This is a genomic window from Pseudomonas alliivorans, assembly GCF_017826695.1.
GTDB lineage: Bacteria > Pseudomonadota > Gammaproteobacteria > Pseudomonadales > Pseudomonadaceae > Aquipseudomonas > Aquipseudomonas alliivorans.
Genome location: NZ_JAFFZW010000006.1, coordinates 64632 through 88009, shown reverse-complemented (window position 1 = coordinate 88009; position 23378 = coordinate 64632). Strand labels below are relative to the sequence as shown.

Here is a 23378-nt window from a genome sequence, read left to right as displayed (position 1 = left end):
GTAGGGTGGATCATGCTTCACCGATCCACCGAGCGGCGTTATGGTGGATGAAAAGAGCGCCATCCACCCTACAAACCAGTGCCCCCGGCACGCCAAGGAACAGGCAACCCAAATGGCTCAATTCTTCCCCGCTCGCACCACCTGCCGCTTCGACACCCCCGGTGAGCGCCGCTTGGCCGAGCGCCTGGAGAGGAAGCTCGAAGACGACTACCTGTGCTGGTTCAATATCCCGGTGGGGCCAAAGGCCCTGCAGCCGGACTTTGTGCTGTTGCATCCGTTGCGCGGGTTGCTGGTACTGGAGGTCAAGGACTGGAAGCTCGATACCATTCAGAGCATGGATCGTAACCAAGCGAAAATTTATGCCGGCGGGCTGCTCAAAACCCTGAAGAACCCCATGCTGCAGGCACGGGCGTATGCCATGGAAGTGGTGATGATGCTGCAGAGGGACCCAGCGCTGAAACAGCCCGCCGGTTCTCCATATGCTGGCAATCTGATCATGCCCTTCGGCTGGGGCGTGGTAATGACAGCGATTACCCGCAAGCAATTTGAGGGGACTAACCTGGCCGAGGTGCTGAACCGGCAACAGGTACTGTTTCAAGACGAAGTAACCGAGACAGTGGACCCCGAAGCCTTCCAGCAAAGGCTCTGGAATATGTTCCAGCATATTTTCCCTTGTCAGTTGAGCCTGCCCCAGATCGACCGCGTACGCTATCACCTGTACCCCGAGGTGCGAGTGAACACGTTACCGGGGCAGTTCGGTTTGTTCGCAGAGCAGCATGCGCCCCTTCCAACGCTGATCAAAGTCATGGACTTGCAGCAGGAGCAACTGGCGCGCTCGCTGGGTGAGGGCCATCGGGTTATTCACGGCGCTGCTGGTTCCGGCAAGACTATGATCCTCGGCTATCGCTGTGCACACCTGGCGCAGGTATCGAATAAGCCGGTGTTGGTGCTCTGTTACAACAAATCCTTGGCTGGTCGCTTGCAACAAGTACTGGCCGAGCGCGGCCTGAGCGATAAGGTCAAGGTGCGTAATTTTCATGCCTGGTGCTCGGACATGCTTACCGCTTTTAACGTCGATCGTCCGGCGCAGAATTTGCCGATCAACGTGAAGATGGCGCAGATGGTTGAGAACACCATCGACGGTGTCGATCGCGGACAAATTCCGCGCGCTCAATACGCGGCGGTGCTGATCGACGAGGGCCATGATTTCCAGCCGGAATGGTTCAAGCTGGTGGTGCAGATGATCGACCCCGAGAGCAATTCGCTGCTGGTGCTGTATGACGATGCGCAGTCTATCTATCGCGGCAAGGGCGGGAAAAGCGGCATGGATTTCAGCTTCGCCAGTGTCGGTATTCAGGCCCAGGGGCGTACCACCATCCTGCGCTTGAATTACCGTAATACCGTGGAGGTGCTGTCGGTGGCGCGGGCCTTTGCCATCGAGCTGCTGACCGCCCGCGATGCTGCCGAGGATGGCGTGCCAATTGTCGCGCCTCAAAGTGCTGGCCGACGGGGCGCGTTCCCCGAGCTGCTGCGTTGTGAGTCCGATTGGCAGGAATACAACTGCATCGTCGAGCGCATCCGCGACGAGCAAGGTCAGGGCCGCGCGTTGGATGACATGGCGGTGATCTATCGTAGCACCGCCCAGGCCCAACGCGTCGAGCACGCTTTGAGTGAGGCTGGCATTGCATTCGCCTCGGGCCAGTCGGCCAAGGGCCGGGGTACGTTGTATGGCAGTGAGGATGCGGTCAAGATCGTCAGCATGCATTCGAGCAAGGGCTTGGAGTTCGGCCTGGTGCTGATCCCCAGTCTGGGTGACATGCCGAAAAAGGGCGAAGACGAAGCCGACGAGGCGCGCCTGCTATACGTGGCCATGACCCGCGCAATTGATCGGCTGGTAATGACCTATCGCGAACCTTCCAGTTTTACCCGCAGAATTCAGGACTCAATCGGCAGCGTGCGCCAGCATTTGGCCGAGGTGGACTCACAGAGGGCAGCCAGCTAAATGAGCAACTTTGAATTTCTCCTCCCTGAATTCAAAACGCTGTTTGAACCGGCCAAGGGCGCGGAGCAGTTGGTGTATTCCGACCCGCGTGCCTGTTGCATGCGCACCCGCCATGCGTTGGAGCAGGCGGTGCATTGGCTGTACGAGCATGACCGCGACCTGCGCATGCCCTACGACAACGGCCTTAATCTGCTGCTGACTCAGGTGGAGTTTGTGCGCTTGCTGCCGCCGCAAATCCATCAGAAGGCGCGCTTGATTCAGAAGTTCGGTAATCAGGCGGTGCACGCCAATCAGCCGATTGGCTACAGCGATGCGATGAAGCTGGTGCGTGAGCTGTTTCATTTGCTGTTTTGGCTGGCGCGCACCTATACCCGCGCCAGCGAACCAAAAAGCATCGACGCCGCGTTTGACGAAAAACGTGTGCCGCAGTTGGTCAGCGTTAGCGAGGCGGCAGCCTTTACTCGTGCTGAGCTGATAAAGCAGGAAGCCAAATTCCAGCAACAGATTGCAGCCCAGCACGGCACCCTCGAAGCCCGAGAGGCGGCGATTGCCGAGCAAGCCGCAACCCTAAGTGAACGCGAGTCGCTGCTGGCGCGACTGGATGCTGAGCTGGTTGCCACCCGTGCGGCGCTGGCCCAGGCCAAGGCGACCAATATCGCAGTGCCGGATAGCCATGATTACGACGAGGCCGACACCCGCCGTTTGTTTATCGATGTGCTGCTGCGGGAGGCTGGTTGGGAATTGGGCAAGAACGCTGACGCCGAAGTGCCAGTCAGCGGCATGCCCAACGGGCAAGGTGAGGGTTTTGTCGATTACGTGCTGTGGGGGGCCAACGGCAAACCTTTGGCGGTGGTGGAAGCCAAGCGTAGCCTGAAAGACCCGGACGTGGGGCAGCAGCAAGCCAAGTTGTACGCCGATTGCATGGAGGCGGAGAAAGGCCAGCGACCGCTAATTTTCTACAGTAACGGTAACCACACCTGGCTGTGGGACGACCGCCGTGCGCCACCACGCGAAGTACAGGGTTTTTATACCCGCGATGAACTGGAACTGGCGATTCAGCGGCGCAGCCTGCAAACCGATTTGCGCGAACTGCCGATCAATAGCGAGATTGTTGAGCGGGCATATCAACACCGGGCGATTCGAGCGATGACCGAATCCCTGAGTCAGGGCCGCCGCGCCGGTTTGCTAACCATGGCCACCGGCACAGGCAAGACGCGGATGTCGATTGCCCTGATCGAGCTGTTGATGCGGGGCAACTGGGTCAAGCGCGTGCTGTTTCTGGCTGACCGGGTAGCCCTGGTAAAACAAGCCGCCAATGCCTTTAAGGAGTTCCTGCCGGACTCCAGTCCGGTCAATCTGGTCACCGACAAGAGCGGCCAGGGCCGAGTGTATCTGTGTACCTATCCGACCATGATGGGTTTGATCGAGCAGATGGAGGGTGACCGTCGCAAGTACGGTGTTGGCCACTTTGACCTGATCGTGATCGACGAGGCGCACCGCAGTGTGTACCAGAAGTACGGCGCGATTTTTCGTTACTTCGACAGTTACTTAGTGGGCCTGACCGCCACCCCGCGTGACGAAGTGGATCGCGATACCTATCACCTGTTCGGCCTGGAAACTGGCGTGCCGACCGACGCCTACGGCCTAAATGAGGCAGTGGATGACGGTTATTTGGTGCCGCCCAAGGCGTATTCGGTGCCGATCAAGTTCGTTCGCGAAGGCATCCGTTACGATCAACTCAGCGATGATGAAAAAGCGCACTGGGAGTCGCTGGATTGGGGTGATTACAGTGCTGAAGGTGATGCGCCTACCGAGGTATTGGCGTCGGAAGTCAACAAGCAGCTGTTCAACGAGCCAACCGTTGACCTGATGCTCAAGCACTTGATGCAAAACGGCCTAACGGTGGAGGGCGGTGACAAGCTAGGCAAGACCATTATTTTTGCGGTGAACCAGAAGCACGCCGATTTTATCGCTCGCCGCTTCAATCATAATTACCCGCACTTTAAGGGTGAGTTTGCGCGGGTTATCACCCATGCGGTGAGTTATGCGCAGACCTTGATTGATGACTTCAGCAGCAAGCTCAACAAACTGCCGCAGATCGCCATTTCGGTGGACATGCTCGATACCGGCATCGATGTGCCACAGGTTTTGAATTTGGTGTTCTTCAAGGCCGTGCGCTCAAAGGTGAAATTTTTGCAAATGATTGGTCGCGGGACGCGCCTGTGCCCGGACCTTTTTGCGCCCGGGGTACACAAACGCGAGTTCGCCATCTTCGATTTCTGCGCCAACTTCGAATACTTCAACGAAAACCCCAAAGGCGCTTTAGGCGGTATGGCCGAGCCGCTGGGTAAGCGGTTGTTCAAAGTGCGGCTGGATCTTCTTTCGTTGTTAGCTCCGAAGGACGTATGCGGGCCAGGTGATCTGGCAGAAACCAGAGGCCGGTACGATGCCTTTGTCGAGCTGCGCATGGAGTTGATCGACGAGCTGCACGACGAAGTCGCGGCGATGAATACGGACAACTTCATCGTGCGTACCGAACTTGAGCACGTAACCCGCTTTGCCGAGCGTGAAGTTTGGAATGCGCTGGATGATGCGGCGCTGGGTGATTTGCGCAGTCACGTCGCTGGCCTGCCGAGTGAGCGCGCGCCTGAGCACATCACCGCCAAGTTGTTCGATCTGCTATGCCTGAATTTACAGCTGGCGTTACTGCGCTCTACCAGCGACTTCGTGTCGTATCGCGACAAGGTGGTCGAGCTGGCCAGCCAGTTAGAAGTGATGGACAGCATTCCGGCGGTGCATGCTGAACTGGCGTTGCTTCAGGACGTGCAAACTGACGAGTATTGGCAGGACATCCGCTTGCCGATGCTTGAGCAACTGCGGCGCAAGATGCGCGAGCTAATCAAGTTTATCGAGCGCCGCCCGAGCAACCCCGTTTATAGCGTGTTGAGCGACGAAATTGGCGAAGCGACGGTGGTCAACCTGAAGGATTTCAATACCGGCGTCAACCTGGAGCAGTACAAGAAAAAGGTCGAAGCCTATATCCGTGGCAACGAGAACCACGTGGCCATCGCCAAGCTCAAATACAACCGGCCGCTGACGCCGAGCGATCTGAGCGAGCTGGAGCATTTTGTCTACGAGTCGGAACCGGTTCAGAGTCGCGAGCAGTTCGAACAGTGCTACGGCGCCGACCAGCCGCTGACCCTGTTGATCCGGTCATTGGTAGGTTTGGATCGTAACGCCGCAAAAGAGGCTTTCGGTCAATTCCTCGACGAGAACCGCTACAGCAGTCAGCAAATTCGTTTTGTTGAAATGATTATCGAGCGGCTCACCCGGCAGGGCGTGATGGAAGCGGGTCAACTATATGAACCGCCTTTTACTGCGCTGCACCATGAGGGATTAGACGGTGCGTTTGGCGACGCGGATGCCAACGCGATCATTTCGGTGATCGCCGCAATCAAACGCAGTGCGGCAGCCTGATGGCGACTGACTCAATCGTTGGGACTGCCTGGTTTGCACTGGCGTAGGGGGCTGTAACGTTTGACTAAGCGCTTGGCGACAGTCGCCACCTCAGTCGCCATGCTGCACGCCACGGATTACGCGGGTCGCCGCCGGTGTCGCCGCTGTCGCCATCCGGTGAGCCCTTAGCGTATCGGCACGACGTTGGCGTCTCTGATTTGATTGATCGCAGATGCCGACAGGCTACCCGTTGCGGCCTTCTGAATATGCTCACTCCACCAGGCCATCATCGGGCGTCTTCGCTCAATGTAATCCGCACGGTTATAGGCGCTTCGGACTTCGTCTTTGTCGACATGGGCAAGAGCGACTTCGATCAGCTCGGGATCCCAGCCATTCTCATTCAGGATGGTGCTGGCCATGGAGCGCATGCCGTGGCTGACCAAGCGGTCCTGAAAGCCCATTCGTTTCAACGCCATGTTAGCTGTTTGGCTATTCGCGTGGGTGCGCGGGTTTCTATCTGACGGGAACACATATTCCCTGTGGCCGCTATGGTGCTTAAGCGTCTCCAATAACGAGAGTGCATGTTCGGTCAGCGGGATTGTGTGTGGCCGACGCTTTTTCATTCGCTCCGGAGGGATGGTCCAGATGCGTTTGTCGAAGTCGATGTCTTCCCATCGAGTGGTGGCCGCCTCGGCAGGGCGTGTCATGGTATGAAGTTGCCATTCGATCAGGCAGCGGGTCGTCCGCTTGATGCTGGCGTTCGCGATTTCCATCATGAGCTCCGGAAGCTCGTCAGGTGGTAGCGCGGCCATATTCTCTTTCTTGGGTTTCTTGAACACCGCTCGAATGCCGCTGAGGGGGTTGGCAAAGATCATTCCGGAGTTAACCCCGTAGGTCATGATCTCGTTAAGGCGCTGGCTCACTCGCTTAACCGTCTCGAGGCTGCCTTTAGCTTCAATCGGCCGAAGCAGCTTGATAACCATCGGGGCGTTCACTTCCGATAACGGCGTTGATTTCATGCTTGGAAAAACATGCAGTGTGAGCGAGCGCCAGATGTCCTCGGCATACGCTGGTGTGACGGAATCCTTCTTCAATTCGAACCAGGCGGTGGCCACGTTTTCGAACGTATGTTCCGTTTCTGCTCGTTTGGCTTCCTGTAGCTCATTGCGTTGAGCTTTGGGGTCGATACCCTGCGCGAGCAGCTCTCTGGCCTCAACAGTTTTCTTCCTGGCTTGTGCAAGAGAAACCTCGGGATAAGAGCCGAGTGCCATGTTGATTCGATTTTTGGTGATGGGATGCCGGTAGTTGAAATTCCACTGCATCGAGCGATTGACCCTGACTCGCAGCTGGAGCCCGTCGCCATCCGTGAGGACGTAATCCTTGTCTTTCGGTTTGACCGCCTTGAGCTGGCGGTCGGAGAGGCGGGTGGTTTGAGCGCACATGAGAAGTACTCCATGACACCTTTTGGTATTCCCAAGATTAGCGCCGGGTAGCCGGGAATACCATTGGGAATACCAAACCGCCTGGAACTCAAAAAACCTGGAAAGCCCCCAGCAGCCCTGAAATCCCCGTATTTACTGGATTTTAGGCACAAAAAAAGACGTCCGTGGACGTCTTTAGATGATGAAGTGGTGGAGCCGGGGGGATTTGAACCCCCGTCCGCCAGTACTCCGCTGTCGGTACTACATGCGTAGCCGTGTCTATTAAGTTAACCCTCAGCGACCCGACGGGCAGGGTGCTTTGGGCGAGTTGTGTAAGTTTTAGTCGCTTCGTCCACAACGTACTAGGCGACGATCCTGTTCTATATGACAATCATTTCGGGTTTACAGGCATCCCCTGATGATTGCTGGAGCCGAAGCTACCAGAAGAGCTAGTCGCGCCGCTTACGCAGCGAGAGCGTAGCCCTCGTAGTTTTCGTCATTGGCAACTATAGAAAGTTGCAACAGTGGATTTACGAGTTCTGTTACCAACTCGGCATGCACCTAAAGTTTCATCACCGGCGTCGAATCCTAATCGGCCCCGAGACTGCTTTCGCAGTCGCTGGGCGGAGTGTACGCCAATCGGCGAGGCACGTCGACCCATGTGTTGCGTCCGTCAAGGCCAGCCGCGGCGGCTAGCCTTGTGAGGATGATTACTTGCTGGCGCCTTCGCTGCCCGAGCCGATGTTTTTCAGCTTGGTTGTGGCCTGAGTGGTCAGTTCGACACACTTCTTCTCATCGCCTTTTGCCTTTGCAGCCATGGCGTCTTTTTCAGTCTTTTCGATCATTTCTTTCACGTCTGGGCTCAGGTTGGTGCCGGACGAGGTCTGCGCATCCTTGAGCGTTTGCAGGTTGGCACTGCACAGGTCATCTGCAGCAAAAACCGGCGAAGCCAACAGTGCAGCGCTGAGGAACAATCCAGTGAGGGCGGTACGCTTCATGTGTCTCTCCTTATAGCCTGTGGACTCGGTGTGGCCGGTCAATGGTGCCGTCGCCCGAGGTTTCTTGGGGGCCCGTTCGTTCGCCGGGCCTAGAAGATGGACTGTGATGAAACGCAGGGGTTCTATTTATTTTCAAGGTCATGCGAAAAAGCCATCTGGTGCACATAAGGCACCAAAATGGGGCGATCTACGGCTTTATGTCTTGATCATGCGATTTGGCCGTGGTCACGCGATCCACCAGATACACCAGTCCGTGGTAGTCGATTCCGCCGTGTTGCGACAGGCCGATTTCACAGGTGCGGCTGGTGGAAATGCCCTCGTGGCAGAACTGCACGGCATCCCTGAGCGTGCGCAGCGAGTGCGCATTCAGCTCCGGTGTCGTGAAGCCTTTGTCGCCCGCGAAGCCGCAGCAATGAATGCCTTCCGGGATGACGACGTTCACGCTGCATAACCTGGCGAGGTCGATCAACGCTTGGCTCTCACCCAGGTGTTGCGTGCTGCAGGTGATGTGGACGGCGATGGGTTCCTGTTGAGGGATGAAGGTGAGTTTGTCCAGCAGGTGGGTGCGAATGAAGCGCACCGGGTCGTACAGGTCGAGGCGTGTGTCCCTGAGGTCCTGCATCAGGCGCAGGGTGCAGGGGCTGGTGTCGCAATAGATAGGGTCCAGGCCGCCGCGGCTGGCGTGGGTCAGGGCGGCGAGCAACTGTTGTCGTTTGTCTTCGGCCTGTGCGTTGTAGCCTTTCGAGGCGAACGGCTGGCCGCAGCACAGGTTGTCCTGATCGTCGGGGAACACCACTTGATAACCGGCTTTTTCCAGCAGGCTGCGGGTTTTGTCGAGCAGTGATGACTGTTCCCTGTCGCCTGCAGCAGGGCCCATGACGCGGGAGACGCAGGCGGCCAGATAGACCACGCGTGGACGCTGATCATCGACCGGCGCGGTAAAGCGGACCAAGCGTTCAGCCTGGGGCATGGCGGGTGTCCATTGCGGGACGCGTCCGGCCGACAGTCTGCTTAGCGACGCCGACAGTTTCGCGAGCCGCGGCGCGCCCAGCAGCATGCGTGCGCCATTGGCACCGTGCAGGGTGAAGCGGGCGCCTTGCAGGGCGGTCTTGAAGTTGTGCGCCAGCCAGCTTGCGGTTTTGCCGTGACTGGCTTCTTGGCTACGCAGCTTCTTGATCAGCTCGCCGGTGTTGATCCCGACCGGGCAACGCTGGGCGCACAGGCCGGTCGCGGCGCAGGTCTCGATGCCGTGGTAGTGATAGTCGCGCTCCAGTTGTCGAGTGTCGGTTCCGGCGCGCTTTTTCGCCTGGATGTCGCGCCAGATGACGATGCGCTGTCGCGGGCTCAGCGTCAGTCCGTTGGACGGGCAGACCGGTTCGCAGAAGCCGCACTCGATGCATTTGTCGACGATCTCGTCGGCGGCGGGCATCGGTTTCAGGTGTTTCAAATGAATGTGCGGATCGGTGCTGAGCACCACGTCAGGGTTGAGAATGCCGCTGGGGTCGAGCAGACGTTTGAGTTGCCACATCAGGTGATAGGCGTCGCTGCCCCATTCCTTCTCGACGAAGGGCGCCATGTTGCGACCGGTGCCGTGCTCGGCCTTGAGCGAACCGCCGAATTCGACCGCGACCAGTTGCGCCACGTCGTCCATGAACGCCTGATAACGGGCGATTTCGTCAGGGTTGTTGAAGCCCTGCGTGAAGACGAAATGCAGGTTGCCCTCCAGCGCATGGCCGAACAGGATCGCTTCGTCGTAGTGGTGTTTGTCGAACAGCTCGATCAGGCGGCGTACGCCCATGGCCAGTTGTTCGACGGGGAAGGTCACGTCCTCAATGATGACTGTGGTGCCGGTCTGGCGCACGGCACCGACGGCAGGAAAGGTGTCTTTGCGGATGGCCCACAGGCGAGCGTTTTCCAATGGGTCGTGGGTGAAGTCCACCTGCTTCTCGACCGGGAAGGCCGTCATCGACGCCATGATCTGCAGCAGTTGCTCATCCAGTAAGACGCGGGAGGCCGCGCGGGCTTCGATCAGCAGGGCGCAGGCGTTGGCAGACAGTTCGCGCACGAAACCCGGCATGCCCGGTTTGTCCTGCACGGAACGCAGGCTGCGCCGGTCGAGCAGTTCGACGGCGGCCACCGGTTGGGTCTTGAGAACAGTGACGGCGTTGCAGCAGGTTTCCACATCCGGAAAAACGATCAGCGCCGACGCCTTGTGTGGGTGATCGACCACCGTGTTGTAGGTCACGGCGCTGATGAAGCCCAACGTACCTTCGGAGCCGACCAGCAAATGACTGAGGATATCCAGCGGCTCGTCAAAGTCCACCAGCGCATTGAGTGACAGGCCCGTGGTGTTTTTCAGACGGTATTTGTGGCGGATTCTGGCGGCCAGTTCGGAATTGGCGCGGGTTTCTTGTGCCAAGCGATCCAGGCTGTGCAGCAGGTCGGCGTGGCTGGCGCGAAATGCAGCGGCGCTGGATGGATCTTCGGTGTCGAGCAGGGTGCCGTCGGCCAGAATCAGACGAATGCCTGCCAAGGTGTGATAGGTGTTCTGCGCGGTGCCGCAACACATTCCGCTGGCGTTGTTGGCGACGATGCCGCCGATCTTGCAGGCATTGATCGAGGCCGGATCCGGGCCGATCTTGCGTCCGAACGGCGCCAGCCAGGCATTGGCCTGCGCGCCGATGACGCCCGGCTGCAGGCGGATCTGTGTCCCCTGATCGCGCAGTTCGCGGCCATTCCAGTTGTCGCCCAGTACCAGCAACACTGAATCACTGATTGCCTGGCCCGACAGGCTGGTGCCTGCGGCGCGAAAGGTGATCGCGACCTTTTCGGCTTGCGCCAGCTTGAGCAGGGCAATGACTTCATCGTCGGACTCGACGCGGATCACCAGTTTCGGGATCAGGCGGTAGAAGCTGGCGTCAGTGCCGAATGCCAGCGTCGAGAGCGGATCATCGAAGCGGCGTTTCTGCGGGATCAAGCGGCGGACGCTGTCCAGAAATGCAGCAGGCAGACTCATGCGTCCTCCACGATCAGGACAATCAGATCCTTGGGGCCATGAGCGCCGTACGCCAGGACCTGTTCGATGTCGGCGGTCTTCGACGGACCGGACACCAGCAGCGCGTTGGTCGGCATGTCCGCCGCCCAGTTCTGCTTGAGTTGGGCTTCGTAAAGGTTGTCGTAGATCTCGCTGGCCTTGAGCAGGGCGAAATGCACCGGCGGCACGAGGCTCATCAGGCGTGGCTCTTCGCGGGTGGGCCAGATGATCAGGCTGCCGGTGGCGGCGATTGCGCCCAAGGTGGTGGTGAAGCTGGCGGGTGTGTCGTCAAACAGGGCTTTTTTCCATTCTTCAATGGGGCGGTCATACGCCTTGAGTGTGGGCAGGTCGGGTTGTACGGCCCAATACTCGCTGACCCGGCGACCGTGTGGCGTACCCGGCGCAATCAGCAGGCTGGGCAACTGCCGGCCCTTGACCAGTTCGCCCAGCCGGCGCGGCCATTCCTGATCGCTGCACAGGTGAATCTCGGTGTGCACCGCTTCCATCAGTTTGCGAAGTTGGGCAACCCGGTTTTCCGAAGCGTAGCGCCAGGGTTCGGTCACCAGCGCCTCGTCGAAATTGTCAGCCACCGGTCTCGTGCCGCTCAGGCTGTTGCGCAGTTTGGCGAGGATGTTGTGCCTGGCACTCATGGCTGGTCTCCAGATGTGCGTGTCAGATGCTCGCGGGCCATCTCGTGCAGTGAGCGGGCGGCGGGTTTCGGTGCGCTGTGGTTTTGCGTCCACGGGCCGACGTTGCCGGGCGTCAGGCCGCGCAGCCGAGTGGCGAAAAATCCGAACAGACGATACATCACGGGCGAGGTGTTGAGCTTCGACCAGGCGTTCCAGATGAAACGCTCCTTGCGCGAAAATTTGCGGCCTTGATCACGCATCACCCGGTTTGGCGCATCGGGCGCTTTGACGTTTTCTTCGCGCAGACGTCGCAGCAGCGCCGGGATCGGAATCTTCACCGGGCACACTTCGCCGCATGCGCCACACAACGATGACGCGCTGGGGTGATCCGGGACTTTCGCCAGGCCTGCCATGTGCGGCGTGATGATCTTGCCGATGGGGCCGGGGTAGACCTCGCCATAGGTATGACCGCCGACGCGGGTATAAACCGGGCAGTGGTTCATGCAGGCGCCGCAGCGAATGCAGTTCAGCGTCTGGCGCAGTTCGCTGTCGGCAAATGCCTGGCTGCGGCCGTTATCGAGCAGCACGAGGTGCACTTCCTGCGGGCCGTCCAGTTCATGGGCCTTGCGCGGGCCGGAGATCATGTTGACGTAGGTGGTGATCGGAATGCCCAGCGCGGAGCGGGTCAGCAAGGACAGCAATGGCACGGTATCGCGCAGGTTCTCGACGACCTTTTCGATCCCGGTCACAGCGATGTGTACGGGCGGCACACTGGTGACCATCCGGCCGTTACCTTCGTTTTCCACCAGCAGCAGCGTGCCGGTTTCCGCCACCGCGAAGTTGACGCCCGAGACGCCAATGTCCGCTTCAAAGAATTTCTGGCGCAGCACGTGACGGCCGATTTGAATCAACTGGTCGACATCGGTGGTGTATTCCACGCCGAGTTTGTCGTGGAACAGCTTGCCGACCTGGCCGGCGTTCTTGTGGATGGCGGGCATGATGATGTGCGAGGGCTTTTCGTGGTCCATCTGCACGATGTATTCGCCCATGTCCGCTTCCAGGCATTCGATGCCGCGCTCGCCAAGGAAGTCGTTCATCTCCATTTCTTCGCTGACCATCGATTTGCCCTTGATCACCTGTTTCGCTTCATGGGCTTCAACGATGGACAGCACGATGGCGTTGGCTTCTTCGACCGTCTCCGCCCAGTGCACCTGTACGCCGTTGCGGATCAGGTTGCGTTCCAGTTGCTCCAGCAGGTCCGGCAGTTTGGAGAGGGCGCGGGCACGAATGGCGTTGCCCAGTGAGCGCAGTTCTTCGCGTTCGTCCGGGTTGCTGAACGCCGCCGCGCGCTTGGTCATCAGCGAATCCATGGCGCGGCGAAAATTGCCGCGCAATTGCGGATCGCCCAGCGCTTCATGGGCGCGCTCGCGAAAATCCGGTTGATGGATTTCGACGGCGGGAATGCGGGTTTGCATGTTCATCGCTGACCTCCGGTGCGTTGCCAGAGAAAGCTCGCCAGATGCTGGCCGCGGATGGATTCGCGCTGTTTTTCCAGTGAGCCGTTGATGTTCATCAGGCAGCCGCAGTCGGCAGTGAGGATCTGGTCGGCGCCTGATTCCTTCAGTGCGCGTGTCTTGTCGGCGACCATCGCGCCGGAAATGTCCGGCATGCGCACGCTGAAAGTCCCTCCGAAGCCGCAGCATTCGCTTTCATGGTCGTGATCGACGCGCTCGACATTGCCCAGTTGCGCCAGCAGTTCACGGGCGTGCAGGTGGGTGTTCATTTCGCGGCGCGCCGAGCATGAGGTGTGCAGGGCGATGCGGGTGGGCGGGCCTTGATCTCTCAGGCGCGTCTTGCAGACGTGCAGCAGGAATTCGGTCAGTTCATAGGTGCGGGCGGCGAGGTGCCGGACGTGCTTGAGCGTCTCGGGCTCGTCCTTGAACAGGTCGGGATAATGTTCGCGAAACATGCCCGCGCAGGAACCGGACGGTACGACAACCGGGTCATCTCCCTCGAACAGTGCGAGTTGGGCGCGGGCGACTTCGCGGGCTTGATCGGTATACCCCGAGGTGTACGCCGGTTGTCCGCAACAGCTTTGCGCCTGTGGATAATCCACCTGGATGCCTTCGCGTTCGAGGAGGTGGATGGCGTCCATTCCGGCTTCCGGAAAAAACAGGTCCACGACGCAGGTGCCGAACAGATAGACGCGTTTCGGTTTGTCGGTCGGGTACTCACGCGGCGCATGGCGAGCGGGCGCGACGCGGGTTGCGTTGGCAGTCGTGTTGGGTGCGGCGTTGTGAAAAAGCGTACTCATCAGTTTGAGTCTCCGGGTGGGCCCGGTTATGAATGGCTGACGCCGACGGGTCTGTTCGGCGCCAGTGGTGCTTCATTCAGGCATCAATGAACCAGCATGCCGGTGAACCAGTACGCCTGGGCGTAGGTGATGCAGCCGACGATGGTGGCGAAAAACAGGCTGTGCTTGAGCGTGAAGCGGAACAGGTCCGATTCCCTGCCCACCAGGCCGGTGGCCGCGCAGGCCACGGCGATGGACTGCGGCGAGATCATCTTGCCGGTCACGCCGCCGCTGGAGTTGGCCGCGACCATCAACACGTCGCTGACGCCGATTTGGTGGGCGGTGGTGGCCTGCAGCGAGCCGAACAGCGCGTTGGCCGAGGTGTCGGAACCGGTCAGGAATACGCCCAGCCAGCCGAGGAACGGCGAGAAGAACGGGAACGCCGCGCCTGTACCGGCCAGAACCAGCGCCAGGGTCGACGACATGCCCGAGTAGTTCATGACAAAGGCAAAGGCCAGCACCATGCCGATGGACACGATTGCCCAGCGCAGCTCGATCAGGGTTTCCTTGAAAGTGGTCAGACCAATCTTCGGGGTGATGCGCAGGACCAGCATTGCGAGGATGGCCGAGAACAGGATTGCGGTCCCCGACGCGGCGATCAGGTCGAACTTGTACACCGCAGGCATCGCCGTCGCGTTCGCTACGATGGGTGCAGTTTTCATCACCCATTGATCCAGGTGCGGCACTGGAATATTGAAGGTGAAGGCCTGAAGTGAACCGCCTGCGGCAAACAGCGCTTTGAACGGTTTCAGCGTCCAGACAGTGACCATGCCGGTCAGGATCAGGAACGGCGACCAGGCCTTGATGATCTGGCCGAGGCTGTAGGGAGATGCCACTGATGAGCGTGGTTTGTTGAATCCGCCCGGTCCGCCCATGACGGCTGCCGAGCCGCCGCTGACCACGACAGTGTCGGATGCGCGCTGCGGCTGCCAGACTTTCAGGAACAGCGTCAGCGAGACGATGCTGACCAGTGCCGATGTGATGTCCGGCAGTTCCGGTCCGACGAAGTTGGAGGTCAGGAACTGGGTGATCGCAAAGGTGGTGCCAGCGATCAGCGCGGCTGGCCAGGTCTCCTTGACGCCACGCACACCGTCCATCATGAACATCAGCCAGAACGGCACGAAGATCGACAGGAACGGCAGTTGACGACCTGCCATCGCACCGACCTTGAAAGCGTCCAGCCCCGAGACCTGTCCCGCCACGATGATCGGAATGCCCAGCGCGCCGAACGCAACGGGTGCAGTGTTGGCGATCAGGCACAGGCCGGCGGCGTAGAGCGGGTTCAGCCCGAGGCCCACGAGCAGGGCCGCGGTGATGGCGACCGGAGCGCCGAAACCCGCCGCACCCTCCAGAAATGCACCGAAGCAGAAGGCGATCAACAATACCTGTAAACGCTGGTCATCGGTGACGGCCATGACCGAGCTGCGAATGATCTCGAACTGACCGCTCTTGACCGTCAGTTTGTAAAGAAACACCGCCGCCACGATGATCCATGCGATGGGCCATAGTCCGTAGGCGAACCCATAGCCCGCTGCTGCCAGTGCCATGTCGGTCGGCATCTGGAAGGCGAAGATCGCCACCAGTATCGACAGCGCCAGGGTAATACTGCCTGCGATATGGCCTTTGAGCCGGAAAACGGCCAGCGCCAGGAAGAAGAACACGATGGGGATCAGTGCGGCAGCGGCGGAAAGGCCAAGGCTGCCAAGCGGTGTGTAGAGCTGTTGCCATGTCTGCATGTCGGGAGGCCCCTTAATTATTGTTGGTAAGGCCCGGTGTTCTGTGTGCGCGGCTTCGATTCGACGTCGTGTTGGCGAGCGCCTGGTCGATGCTGACGATTGAATCGCACAGCTCACCAGCTCAAGGCTTTCTGTCTGGAAGGCCTTGCAGCGCCACGGAGATCAACCGCCGAACGCTGGCATTGGATAATTGGTAATACCAATTTACAATGTCTGCTGGCTAGATTAGAGGCCTTGTGAATGGTGTGTCAATTTGCGGGGCCGTGACTTTTGTCGCATGCGCTCTGGAAGGGCAGTGCCAGACAGGGTTTTCGGCTGAATTGGACAGGTGCCTTGGTGGCGGCAATCAGCCAGAATACGCGGGCCCGGCAGCGAGCCGGGACGTTGGAGTAAGTGCTATGGGCTTTGATCAGGTGCGTCAGCGCCGTTTGTCCGACGACATCGTCGAGCAGCTGGAAAAGATGATTCTGGAGGGCACCCTCAAATCGGGTGGGCGTTTACCGGCGGAAAGAGCGCTGGCCGAACAGTTCGGGGTGTCGCGCCCGTCGTTGCGTGAGGCGATTCAGAAACTGACAGCCAAAGGCTTGCTGGTCAGTCGGCAGGGCGGGGGCAATTATGTGGTCGAGAATATTGGCTCGACGTTCAGCGACCCGTTGCTGCACTTGCTGGAAAGCAGTCCCGATGCGCAGCGTGACCTGCTGGAGTTTCGTCACACACTGGAAGCGTCCTGCGCGTATTACGCCGCGATGCGCGCCACCGAGATGGATCGCGAACGTCTGCGCGTGGCGTTCGAGTCACTGCTGGATTGTTATTCGCGGGCCGACGAGGTCAGCCGGGTCGAAGAGGGCGCAGCCGATGCCAGCTTCCATCTGGCAATTGCCGAGGCCAGTCACAACGCGGTGCTGTTGCACACCATTCGCGGCCTGTTTGATCTGCTCAAGCGTAATGTGGTGATCAACATCGGCGGCATGTACAAACAGCGCTCGGAAACCCGCGACATGCTGATCAAGCAGCATCGTGAGTTGTATACGGCGATCATTGAAGGTCGTGCTGAGGACGCGCGCGAGGTGTCGAGCAGGCACCTGACGTATGTGCAGGAAGTGCTGGAAGAGGTCAGGCAGCAGGTTCAGCGCACGGCTCGGGCAGAGCGGCGTAACGCCATGTGAGCGGAGCGCTGATCGTGCCGATATTTCGCGTCGGCATGCAGCCCGGACGCGGAGCGTTATGAGAGGCGTTCCCGCGCTTCTGCGAGGTAACGCCACCCGTGACGCTCTGCGTCCGCTTTGGTGTCTGGCGCAGGCGCGGTCAGCTCAGGCTCAGTCGTCCTTGCCCTTGCTGCGCACGGCGCGCTGCAGCTCACGGTCCGAGTCGCGTTCACGCTCGGTGTGGCGCTTGTCGTATTCCTTCTTGCCTTTGCCCAGAGCGATTTCGCACTTGATCAAGTGCTGCTTCCAGTAAAGGGAGAGGGCCACGCAGGCATAGCCTTTCTGCTGAACAGACGTGATGAGCTTTTCGAGCTCGCGCTGGTTCAGCAACAATTTGCGGGTACGTGTCGGGTCAGCGATGACGTGCGTGCTGGCCGTCTTGAGCGGCGTGATATGGCTGCCCATCAGCCATGCCTCGCCATCCTTGAGCAGCACGTAACTGTCGACCAGCTGCACCTTGTTGGCACGCAGGCTTTTTACTTCCCAGCCAGCCAGGACCAGACCGGCCTCGAACTTGTGTTCGATGAAGTAATCGTGTCGCGCCTTCTTGTTCTGCGCGATGGTCCCTGTAGGGTGTTTCTTGAGCTTAGCCATAGGGGGCGCATTATAGGGAGTTGCTTCAATGTCGGCTACGGGAAAGCGTGTGCTTGAGCACAATGGTTGAATCCCGGACAATGCGCGCTCTTTTTTGGTTGGGCGTTTCAGTAATGTCGACAGACAAAGTCTCGGTCCACGGTAGCTGGGCAAGCCGCTGGGTGTTCATTCTGGCTGCCACCGGCTCTGCCGTCGGGCTGGGCAGTATCTGGAAATTCCCCTACATGGTCGGCGCCTATGGCGGCGGCGCTTTCGTGCTGGTGTTCCTGGCGTGCATCGCCCTGATCGGCGTTCCGGTGATGATGGCGGAAACGCTGATCGGTCGTCGCGCCCGCTTGAGCCCGGCCAATGCCCTGAAGACGCTGGCGGTCGAGGCCGGTCATTCGGCGCGCTGGTCGTGGGGGGCTTTCGCCGGGATGATCACGGCGCTGCTCATTCTCTCCTTCTATAGTGTGGTCGGCGGCTGGTCGCTGGACTACATCATCGACATGGGGCGTGGTGATTTCCAGGGTGTGACGGCTGATCAGGTCGGCGCTTACTTCGGTGGGGTGATTGCCGATCCCTGGCGTCTGATTCTCTGGCACACCGTTTTCATGCTGCTGTCGGCGGTCGTGATCGGTAAAGGCGTGGAAGCCGGCCTTGAGCGCAGTCTGCGCATCATGATGCCGATGCTGTTCCTGCTAATGCTGATTCTGTTGGGCTACAGCCTGACCACCGGACATTTCATGGAAGGCGTGCATTTCATGTTCGACTTCAACCCGGACAAGGTCCTCGACGGCCTGCTGCCCGCGATGGGGCATGCGTTCTTCTCGCTGAGCGTAGGTGTCGGCTCGATCATGGTCTACGGTGCGTACATGACCAAGGGCGCATCGATCAGCACCACGGTGGTCGGCATTGCACTGCTCGATACCTTCGTTTCGTTGCTGGCGGGCCTTGCGCTATTCCCAATCGTTTTTGCCGCAGGTCTTAACCCGAGTGAGGGGCCGGGCCTGATGTTCGTAACATTGCCATTCGCATTCGGTAACGTAGCGTTCGGTCAGTTGATGGGCGTTGTGTTCTTTGTGTTGGTGGCGGTGGCAGCCTGGAGTTCGGCGATTTCCCTGCTTGAGCCGATGGTTGCGTATCTGGTCGAGCGCACCGGCGTTCGACGTGCCTGGGTCACGTTCTGGCTGGCATTCAGTTGCTGGTTTGTTGGCCTTGGTACCGTGTTCTCGTTCAATATCTGGCAAAAGGCCAAGTTTTTCGTGAACGATGAGGGTGCTTTCCACCTCTACCAATGGGGCGCATCCAGTGGCCTGGACTTCTTTGGAGTCATCGATTTCCTCACCTCGCGGATCATGTTGCCGCTGGGTGGATTATGTTTTGTAGTATTCGCCGGTTGGGTGATGGGCCGTGAAGCGGTGCGCGATGAGTTGTCGATTCGCAGCCCGCTGCTGTTCAGCCTGACGTTCTTTTTGATGCGCTACGTGGCGCCGCTCGGCATTCTTGTGGTGTTTGCCGCTCAGCTCTGGAAATGACGCTCACATGACTACGCATATTCAACGTTCTGCCCTTTTGCCGTACCCGGCTCGTTTCCTGTACGACCTGGTCAATGATGTCGCGCGTTACCCGGAGTTTCTGCCGTGGTGCTCTTCGGCAGCCGTTCTTGAATCCAGTGACGAGCAAATGCGCGCCAGTCTGGAAATCGCCAAGGGCGGGTTAAGTCAGCAATTCGTGACGCGCAATACGCTCATACCGGGTGAATCCATTGTGATGGATCTGGTTGAAGGCCCCTTCGAGCAATTGCACGGCGTCTGGACGTTCAAGCAATTGGGCGAGAAGGCCTGCAAGATAAGCCTCGACCTTTCCTTCGATTACGCGGGTCCGATTGTGCGTGCAACCCTGGGGCCGCTGTTCAATCAGGCCGCCAACACATTGGTGGATGCGTTCTGCCAGCGCGCCAAGCAGTTACATGTCTGAGACGCTGATATCGGTCGAGGTGGTGTATGCCGCCGTCGAGCGTCAAGTGTTGATGACCGTTGAAGTCCCTGCCGGCTCCTCGGTGCGACAGGCACTGGCCGCTTCCGGTATTGATCGGGCGTTTCCAGAGCTGGACCTGGCTGACTGCACTGTCGGTATTTTCGGCAAGGTGGTCAGCGATCCTTCCGTGCGTTGCGTCGAGGCGGGAGAGCGAATCGAGATCTATCGCCCGTTGCTGGCCGATCCGATGGAGGCGCGTCGTCAGCGTGCCGCCAAGGCCCGTCAGAACAGAGTGACGCCAACGGCCAGCTGAATGATCGCTGAACGTAACGCACAAAAAAGCCCGGCATGCCGGGCTTTTCTTCGAGCGTCTGGCGTCAGCGAGGATTGACGTCCAGTGGCTCCTGGGTCGGAACAGGCACTGTCTCGACGCTGTCGACGTCTTTCTGGATCTTGTCCAGCAACGAACCTGGTTTGGCGGGCTCTTCAGGCGGCTGCTGAGGCTGGTTCTCGACCGGCACGGTGGTATCACCGTCCTTGCCAAGGATCGCTTCATCACGGCTCACGCCTGGCATGAAGTCGCCTGAGAGGCTGACCAACTGATCGCTTTCATTGAAAATCAGACTGACACGCTCCTGCTGGCGCTCACCGCCACCTGGCTGAAGGCTGTACAGGTAATCCCACCGATCGGCGTGGAAGGTGTCGGTCAGCAATGGATTGCCCATGATAAACCGTACTTGTCGCCGGGTCATTCCGGGGCGCAACTGGTTTATCATGTCCTGCGTGACGACATTACCCTGCTGGATGTCGATTTTGTAAACCCCGGGGAATGAACAACCGGCGAGTGCGAGCAGTCCCACGAAGGTGAAACTGGTTAGCAAGAGCTTGGTGTTTTGCATCGGTGGGCGACTTCCACTATCTTGGCTGGGACAACGTAAACCCCGATCATACCTGCATTAAGAGAAGCTGCGAAGCAGCGTCTGCGAGAAAGCTGACCATGGTTGAAAATAGCGAACTACGTAAAGCAGGACTCAAGGTGACCCTACCGCGGGTCAAAATACTCCAAATGCTCGATTCTGCCGAGCAGCGCCACATGAGTGCCGAGGATGTTTACAAGGCATTGATGGAGGCGAGCGAGGATGTCGGTCTGGCCACGGTCTACCGTGTTCTGACTCAGTTTGAAGCCGCTGGACTGGTGGTTCGCCACAATTTCGACGGTGGCCATGCTGTGTTCGAACTGGCTGATGGCGGCCACCACGACCATATGGTCAATGTGGAGTCAGGTGAGGTGATCGAATTCTTCGACGAAGAAATCGAGAAGCTTCAGAAAGCCATCGTCGAACGACACGGCTTTGATCTGGTGGACCACAATCTGGTGCTCTACGTCCGCCACAAAAAAGCGTAAGCACACCCGCAAAGGCGACCTCGGTGTCGCCTTTGTGCTTTCTGTGGTCCGTGAAGCTGGATCGGTGCTCTATTGATCAGTTTTTAGCGGTAATGACCATTTTTTTGGCGTGAGCCAGCGATTCCTTGGTCAGGTCGATGCCGCCCAGCATGCGCGCCACTTCCTCAATGCGCTCGGCCTTGGTCAGTTTTGACACGGCAGTGCGTGTCGCATCGTTATCCCTGACCTTGTGCACGAACAGATGCTGGTGGCCTTGCGCTGCGACCTGCGGCAAGTGGGTCACGGTCATGACCTGCCCGCGCTCACCCAGGCGTCTTAACAGCTGGCCGACGATTTCCGCTGTCGGGCCGCCGATGCCGACATCGACCTCATCGAACACCAACGTAGGCACGCGAGAGGTCTGGGCGGTAATGACCTGAATCGCCAGGCTGATGCGTGACAACTCACCACCCGACGCCACCTTTGCCAGCGCCTTGAGCGGCTGACCGGGGTTGGCGCTGACCAGCAGTTCGACGTGTTCCAGACCGTGAGGATGAGGCTCGCTGCCGGGAATAGCCTTCAATTCGATCTGGAAGCGACCGCCGGGCATCCCCAGTCGATGAATCTCCTGCTCGACCGCACTGGCCAGTCGAGTCGATGAGGTGTGGCGCAGGTCGCTCAGTTCGCGAGCCTTTTCCTGATAGTGGCGGGCAAAAGCCTGCACCTCATGTTCCAGACGCTCAATGGATTCATCGTTGGCGTTCAGTGTTTCGATTTCATCCAGCAACTTCTGCTGCATGGTCGCCACTTCGTTGGGCTGGATGCGGTGTTTGCGGGCAAGCGTATAAATAGCATCGAGCCGCTCTTCGAGCTGCTGCAGTCTGGCTGGGTCGGCGTCGAAGTGGTCGAGAAAGCGATTGAGCTCTCCGACGGCTTCCTCGACCTGGATCTGGGCGCTGGACAGCAGATCGGTGGCTTCGCTGAGCGCGGTAGGTGAATTGTTCACACTGCCCAGGCGATGCAGGCTGGCCGTCAGGGCATTGAGCACGTTGCCTGAATCGCTCTCGCTGCATTGCTCGACGACTTGTCGGCAGATGCTCAGCAGGCTTTCGGCATTGGTCAGGTTCTTGTGTTCCTGCTCCAATTGCTCCAGTTCGTTCTCGCCCAAGCTCAGGCTTTCCAGCTCTTCCAGCTGATAACTGAGCAGTTGATGGCGTGCCCGTTGCTCGTCACCCGAATTGGAAAGACGTTCCAGTTCCTGCCGGGTCTGGCGCCAGCGCTGCGCCGCCAATTGAACCTGGCGCGCCAGATCGGTCGCGCCCGCGTATTCGTCCAGCAGGCGGCGATGGGTGTCGGTCTTGAGCAGGGATTGGTGTTCATGCTGACTGTGAATGTCGATCAGCAGTTCGCCAAGTGCTTTCAGGTCGCCCTGAGGGCAGGGCGAGCCATTTATATACGAGCGCGAACGGCCTTCGGCAGTGATGACCCGGCGCAGGATGCAGGGGCCGTCATTGTCCAGGTCGCGCTCCTTGAGCCAGACCTGTGCTTCGGGAATGTCTTCCAGGTCGAACGTGGCCAGGATATCGGCCTTGTCGGCGCCTGGACGGACCACGCCGCTGTCGGCCCGGTCGCCCAGCGTCAGACCCAGAGCGTCGAGCATGATGGATTTGCCAGCGCCGGTTTCGCCAGTGATTACGCTCATGCCTCGATCGAGCTCGAGATCGAGGTGTTCGACGATGGCGTAGTTATGTACGGAAAGGTGCACCAGCATTGAGCGGCTCCCGAGCTATTTGTCTGGTTATTTATACAGTGTTTTATTCGCCACTGACAATGCCTTGGCTTAGCTCGATTTGGTTGGTCCTGCACGTTTTTTAGTCCGCATAGTGATGGGTGTCGATTTTTTCAGGTCCTTATTCCCCATTTTTTTGTGAGGAAATGCATATATCCAGCACCGCCTGCCCTTGAAGCCGAAAATTCCGATCCCATATAGGGGGCAGAAGCGCGAGTTGGGTTCGCGGACGTTTTTAAAGGAGAACACTTATGGCTGACGAACAGAATCTGGATGCGCAGAGCCAGGACCAGGCTGCCGAAGCAGGCGCGGGCGACGAATTGACGACCCGTGTGCAAGTGCTCGAAGAGCAACTGGCTGCCGCGCAGGACCAATCCCTGCGAGTGGCTGCGGATCTGCAGAATGTCCGCCGCCGCGCTGAACAGGATGTTGAAAAGGCTCACAAGTTTGCGTTGGAAAAATTTGCAGGTGATCTGCTGCCGATCATCGACAGTCTGGAGCGAGGTATCGAGCTGTCCAGTCCGGACGACGAGAGCATTCGCCCGATGCGTGAAGGTATCGAGCTGACCTTGAAGATGTTTCAGGACACCCTCAAGCGTTATCAGCTGGAAGCCGTCGACCCGCATGGTCAGCCATTCAGTGCTGAACAGCACCAGGCAATGGCCATGCAGGAAAGTGCAGATGTAGAGCCCAACACGGTGCTCAAAGTGTTTCAAAAGGGTTACCAGCTCAATGGGCGTCTGCTGCGCCCGGCCATGGTCGTGGTCAGCAAGGCACCATCGCCTGTTACGCCGTCAATTGACGAGCAGGCTTGAAAT

The 23378-nt window shown here is 59.0% G+C and carries 18 protein-coding genes and 1 other RNA gene; 8 read left to right on the top strand and 11 right to left on the bottom strand.

Features of this window, described 5'->3' with window-relative positions; translation table 11 throughout:
• The first annotated feature begins 40 nt into the window (after positions 1–40).
• Together JTJ32_RS16780 and JTJ32_RS16775 are read left to right on the top strand one after the other, a co-directional pair.
• Positions 41–2002 carry a DEAD/DEAH box helicase gene (locus tag JTJ32_RS16780; protein WP_236059341.1) on the top strand — a complete coding sequence of 654 codons (1962 nt, stop codon included), beginning with the start codon at positions 41–43 and terminating at the stop codon, positions 2000–2002.
• Positions 2003–5479, top strand: coding sequence for a DEAD/DEAH box helicase family protein (locus JTJ32_RS16775; RefSeq protein WP_210042700.1), 3477 nt, complete (start codon positions 2003–2005; stop codon positions 5477–5479). It abuts the gene before it with no gap.
• A gap of 164 nt (positions 5480–5643) precedes the next feature.
• On the opposite strand, the gene JTJ32_RS16770 is transcribed toward JTJ32_RS16775, so the two are convergent.
• The 8 genes from JTJ32_RS16770 to JTJ32_RS16735 form a co-directional block, all read right to left on the bottom strand.
• Positions 5644–6900, bottom strand: coding sequence for an integrase domain-containing protein (locus tag JTJ32_RS16770; RefSeq protein WP_210042699.1), 1257 nt, complete (start codon positions 6898–6900; stop codon positions 5644–5646).
• A 187-nt stretch (positions 6901–7087) separates the two neighbouring features.
• Positions 7088–7479, bottom strand: a transfer-messenger RNA (tmRNA) gene (gene ssrA / locus JTJ32_RS16765).
• Positions 7480–7589: 110 nt separating this feature from the next.
• A complete protein-coding gene (locus JTJ32_RS16760; protein WP_099226775.1) occupies positions 7590–7877 on the bottom strand; it encodes a PA2433 domain-containing protein in 288 nt (95 codons plus the stop codon).
• A gap of 187 nt (positions 7878–8064) precedes the next feature.
• Positions 8065–10893, bottom strand: coding sequence for an FAD-binding and (Fe-S)-binding domain-containing protein (locus JTJ32_RS16755; RefSeq protein ID WP_210042697.1), 2829 nt, complete (start codon positions 10891–10893; stop codon positions 8065–8067).
• A complete protein-coding gene (locus tag JTJ32_RS16750) occupies positions 10890–11561 on the bottom strand; it encodes a LutC/YkgG family protein (protein ID WP_210042695.1) in 672 nt (223 codons plus the stop codon). The genes JTJ32_RS16755 and JTJ32_RS16750 overlap by 4 nt, the downstream gene beginning before the upstream one ends.
• Positions 11558–13021 (bottom strand): LutB/LldF family L-lactate oxidation iron-sulfur protein, encoded by a 1464-nt coding sequence (locus tag JTJ32_RS16745; protein WP_210042694.1) that lies wholly within the window; start codon positions 13019–13021, stop codon positions 11558–11560. The genes JTJ32_RS16750 and JTJ32_RS16745 overlap by 4 nt, the downstream gene beginning before the upstream one ends.
• A complete protein-coding gene (locus JTJ32_RS16740) occupies positions 13018–13854 on the bottom strand; it encodes a (Fe-S)-binding protein (RefSeq protein WP_210042693.1) in 837 nt (278 codons plus the stop codon). Before JTJ32_RS16740 ends, JTJ32_RS16745 begins: the two co-directional genes overlap by 4 nt.
• 83 nt (positions 13855–13937) lie before the next feature.
• Complete coding sequence (locus JTJ32_RS16735; RefSeq protein WP_099226780.1) at positions 13938–15629, bottom strand: lactate permease LctP family transporter; 1692 nt, start codon at positions 15627–15629, stop codon at positions 13938–13940.
• A gap of 398 nt (positions 15630–16027) precedes the next feature.
• Between JTJ32_RS16735 and JTJ32_RS16730 the strand changes: the two genes are divergently transcribed.
• Positions 16028–16795: a GntR family transcriptional regulator gene (locus JTJ32_RS16730; protein ID WP_099226781.1), complete on the top strand. Its 768-nt coding sequence runs from the start codon at positions 16028–16030 to the stop codon at positions 16793–16795.
• 150 nt (positions 16796–16945) lie between these two features.
• Here JTJ32_RS16730 and smpB read toward each other — a convergent pair whose 3' ends face one another.
• On the bottom strand, positions 16946–17428 hold the full coding sequence (gene smpB / locus JTJ32_RS16725) for an SsrA-binding protein SmpB (protein WP_099226782.1): 483 nt from the start codon (positions 17426–17428) through the stop codon (positions 16946–16948).
• A gap of 113 nt (positions 17429–17541) precedes the next feature.
• Between smpB and JTJ32_RS16720 the strand changes: the two genes are divergently transcribed.
• The 3 genes from JTJ32_RS16720 to JTJ32_RS16710 are packed head-to-tail and all read left to right on the top strand — an operon-like array spanning position 17542 to position 19700.
• Positions 17542–18945: a sodium-dependent transporter gene (locus tag JTJ32_RS16720; RefSeq protein WP_099226783.1), complete on the top strand. Its 1404-nt coding sequence runs from the start codon at positions 17542–17544 to the stop codon at positions 18943–18945.
• Between the two features lie 7 nt (positions 18946–18952).
• A complete protein-coding gene (locus JTJ32_RS16715) occupies positions 18953–19387 on the top strand; it encodes a type II toxin-antitoxin system RatA family toxin (protein ID WP_099226784.1) in 435 nt (144 codons plus the stop codon).
• Positions 19380–19700 (top strand): RnfH family protein, encoded by a 321-nt coding sequence (locus JTJ32_RS16710; protein WP_099226785.1) that lies wholly within the window; start codon positions 19380–19382, stop codon positions 19698–19700. Before JTJ32_RS16715 ends, JTJ32_RS16710 begins: the two co-directional genes overlap by 8 nt.
• A 64-nt stretch (positions 19701–19764) precedes the next feature.
• On the opposite strand, the gene JTJ32_RS16705 is transcribed toward JTJ32_RS16710, so the two are convergent.
• Positions 19765–20286 carry an outer membrane protein assembly factor BamE gene (locus JTJ32_RS16705; protein ID WP_099226786.1) on the bottom strand — a complete coding sequence of 174 codons (522 nt, stop codon included), beginning with the start codon at positions 20284–20286 and terminating at the stop codon, positions 19765–19767.
• A 98-nt stretch (positions 20287–20384) separates the two neighbouring features.
• Here JTJ32_RS16705 and fur point away from each other — a divergent pair, with 98 nt between their 5' ends.
• Positions 20385–20792 carry a ferric iron uptake transcriptional regulator gene (gene fur / locus JTJ32_RS16700; protein WP_099226787.1) on the top strand — a complete coding sequence of 136 codons (408 nt, stop codon included), beginning with the start codon at positions 20385–20387 and terminating at the stop codon, positions 20790–20792.
• A gap of 76 nt (positions 20793–20868) precedes the next feature.
• Here fur and recN read toward each other — a convergent pair whose 3' ends face one another.
• A complete protein-coding gene (recN, locus tag JTJ32_RS16695) occupies positions 20869–22542 on the bottom strand; it encodes a DNA repair protein RecN (protein WP_210042692.1) in 1674 nt (557 codons plus the stop codon).
• Between the two features lie 269 nt (positions 22543–22811).
• On the opposite strand from recN, the gene grpE reads away from it, so the two are divergent.
• On the top strand, positions 22812–23375 hold the full coding sequence (grpE, locus tag JTJ32_RS16690) for a nucleotide exchange factor GrpE (RefSeq protein WP_004880006.1): 564 nt from the start codon (positions 22812–22814) through the stop codon (positions 23373–23375).
• Positions 23376–23378 lie beyond the last annotated feature (3 nt).

Coding starts and splice junctions, on each gene's coding strand:
- JTJ32_RS16780 (WP_236059341.1), top strand. CDS start 41: ATGGTGGATGAAAAGAGCGCCATCCACCCTACAAACCAGTGCCCCCGG.
- JTJ32_RS16775 (WP_210042700.1), top strand. CDS start 2,003: ATGAGCAACTTTGAATTTCTCCTCCCTGAATTCAAAACGCTGTTTGAA.
- JTJ32_RS16770 (WP_210042699.1), bottom strand. CDS start 6,900: ATGTGCGCTCAAACCACCCGCCTCTCCGACCGCCAGCTCAAGGCGGTC.
- JTJ32_RS16760 (WP_099226775.1), bottom strand. CDS start 7,877: ATGAAGCGTACCGCCCTCACTGGATTGTTCCTCAGCGCTGCACTGTTG.
- JTJ32_RS16755 (WP_210042697.1), bottom strand. CDS start 10,893: ATGAGTCTGCCTGCTGCATTTCTGGACAGCGTCCGCCGCTTGATCCCG.
- JTJ32_RS16750 (WP_210042695.1), bottom strand. CDS start 11,561: ATGAGTGCCAGGCACAACATCCTCGCCAAACTGCGCAACAGCCTGAGC.
- JTJ32_RS16745 (WP_210042694.1), bottom strand. CDS start 13,021: ATGAACATGCAAACCCGCATTCCCGCCGTCGAAATCCATCAACCGGAT.
- JTJ32_RS16740 (WP_210042693.1), bottom strand. CDS start 13,854: ATGAGTACGCTTTTTCACAACGCCGCACCCAACACGACTGCCAACGCA.
- JTJ32_RS16735 (WP_099226780.1), bottom strand. CDS start 15,629: ATGCAGACATGGCAACAGCTCTACACACCGCTTGGCAGCCTTGGCCTT.
- JTJ32_RS16730 (WP_099226781.1), top strand. CDS start 16,028: ATGGGCTTTGATCAGGTGCGTCAGCGCCGTTTGTCCGACGACATCGTC.
- smpB (WP_099226782.1), bottom strand. CDS start 17,428: ATGGCTAAGCTCAAGAAACACCCTACAGGGACCATCGCGCAGAACAAG.
- JTJ32_RS16720 (WP_099226783.1), top strand. CDS start 17,542: ATGTCGACAGACAAAGTCTCGGTCCACGGTAGCTGGGCAAGCCGCTGG.
- JTJ32_RS16715 (WP_099226784.1), top strand. CDS start 18,953: ATGACTACGCATATTCAACGTTCTGCCCTTTTGCCGTACCCGGCTCGT.
- JTJ32_RS16710 (WP_099226785.1), top strand. CDS start 19,380: ATGTCTGAGACGCTGATATCGGTCGAGGTGGTGTATGCCGCCGTCGAG.
- JTJ32_RS16705 (WP_099226786.1), bottom strand. CDS start 20,286: ATGCAAAACACCAAGCTCTTGCTAACCAGTTTCACCTTCGTGGGACTG.
- fur (WP_099226787.1), top strand. CDS start 20,385: ATGGTTGAAAATAGCGAACTACGTAAAGCAGGACTCAAGGTGACCCTA.
- recN (WP_210042692.1), bottom strand. CDS start 22,542: ATGCTGGTGCACCTTTCCGTACATAACTACGCCATCGTCGAACACCTC.
- grpE (WP_004880006.1), top strand. CDS start 22,812: ATGGCTGACGAACAGAATCTGGATGCGCAGAGCCAGGACCAGGCTGCC.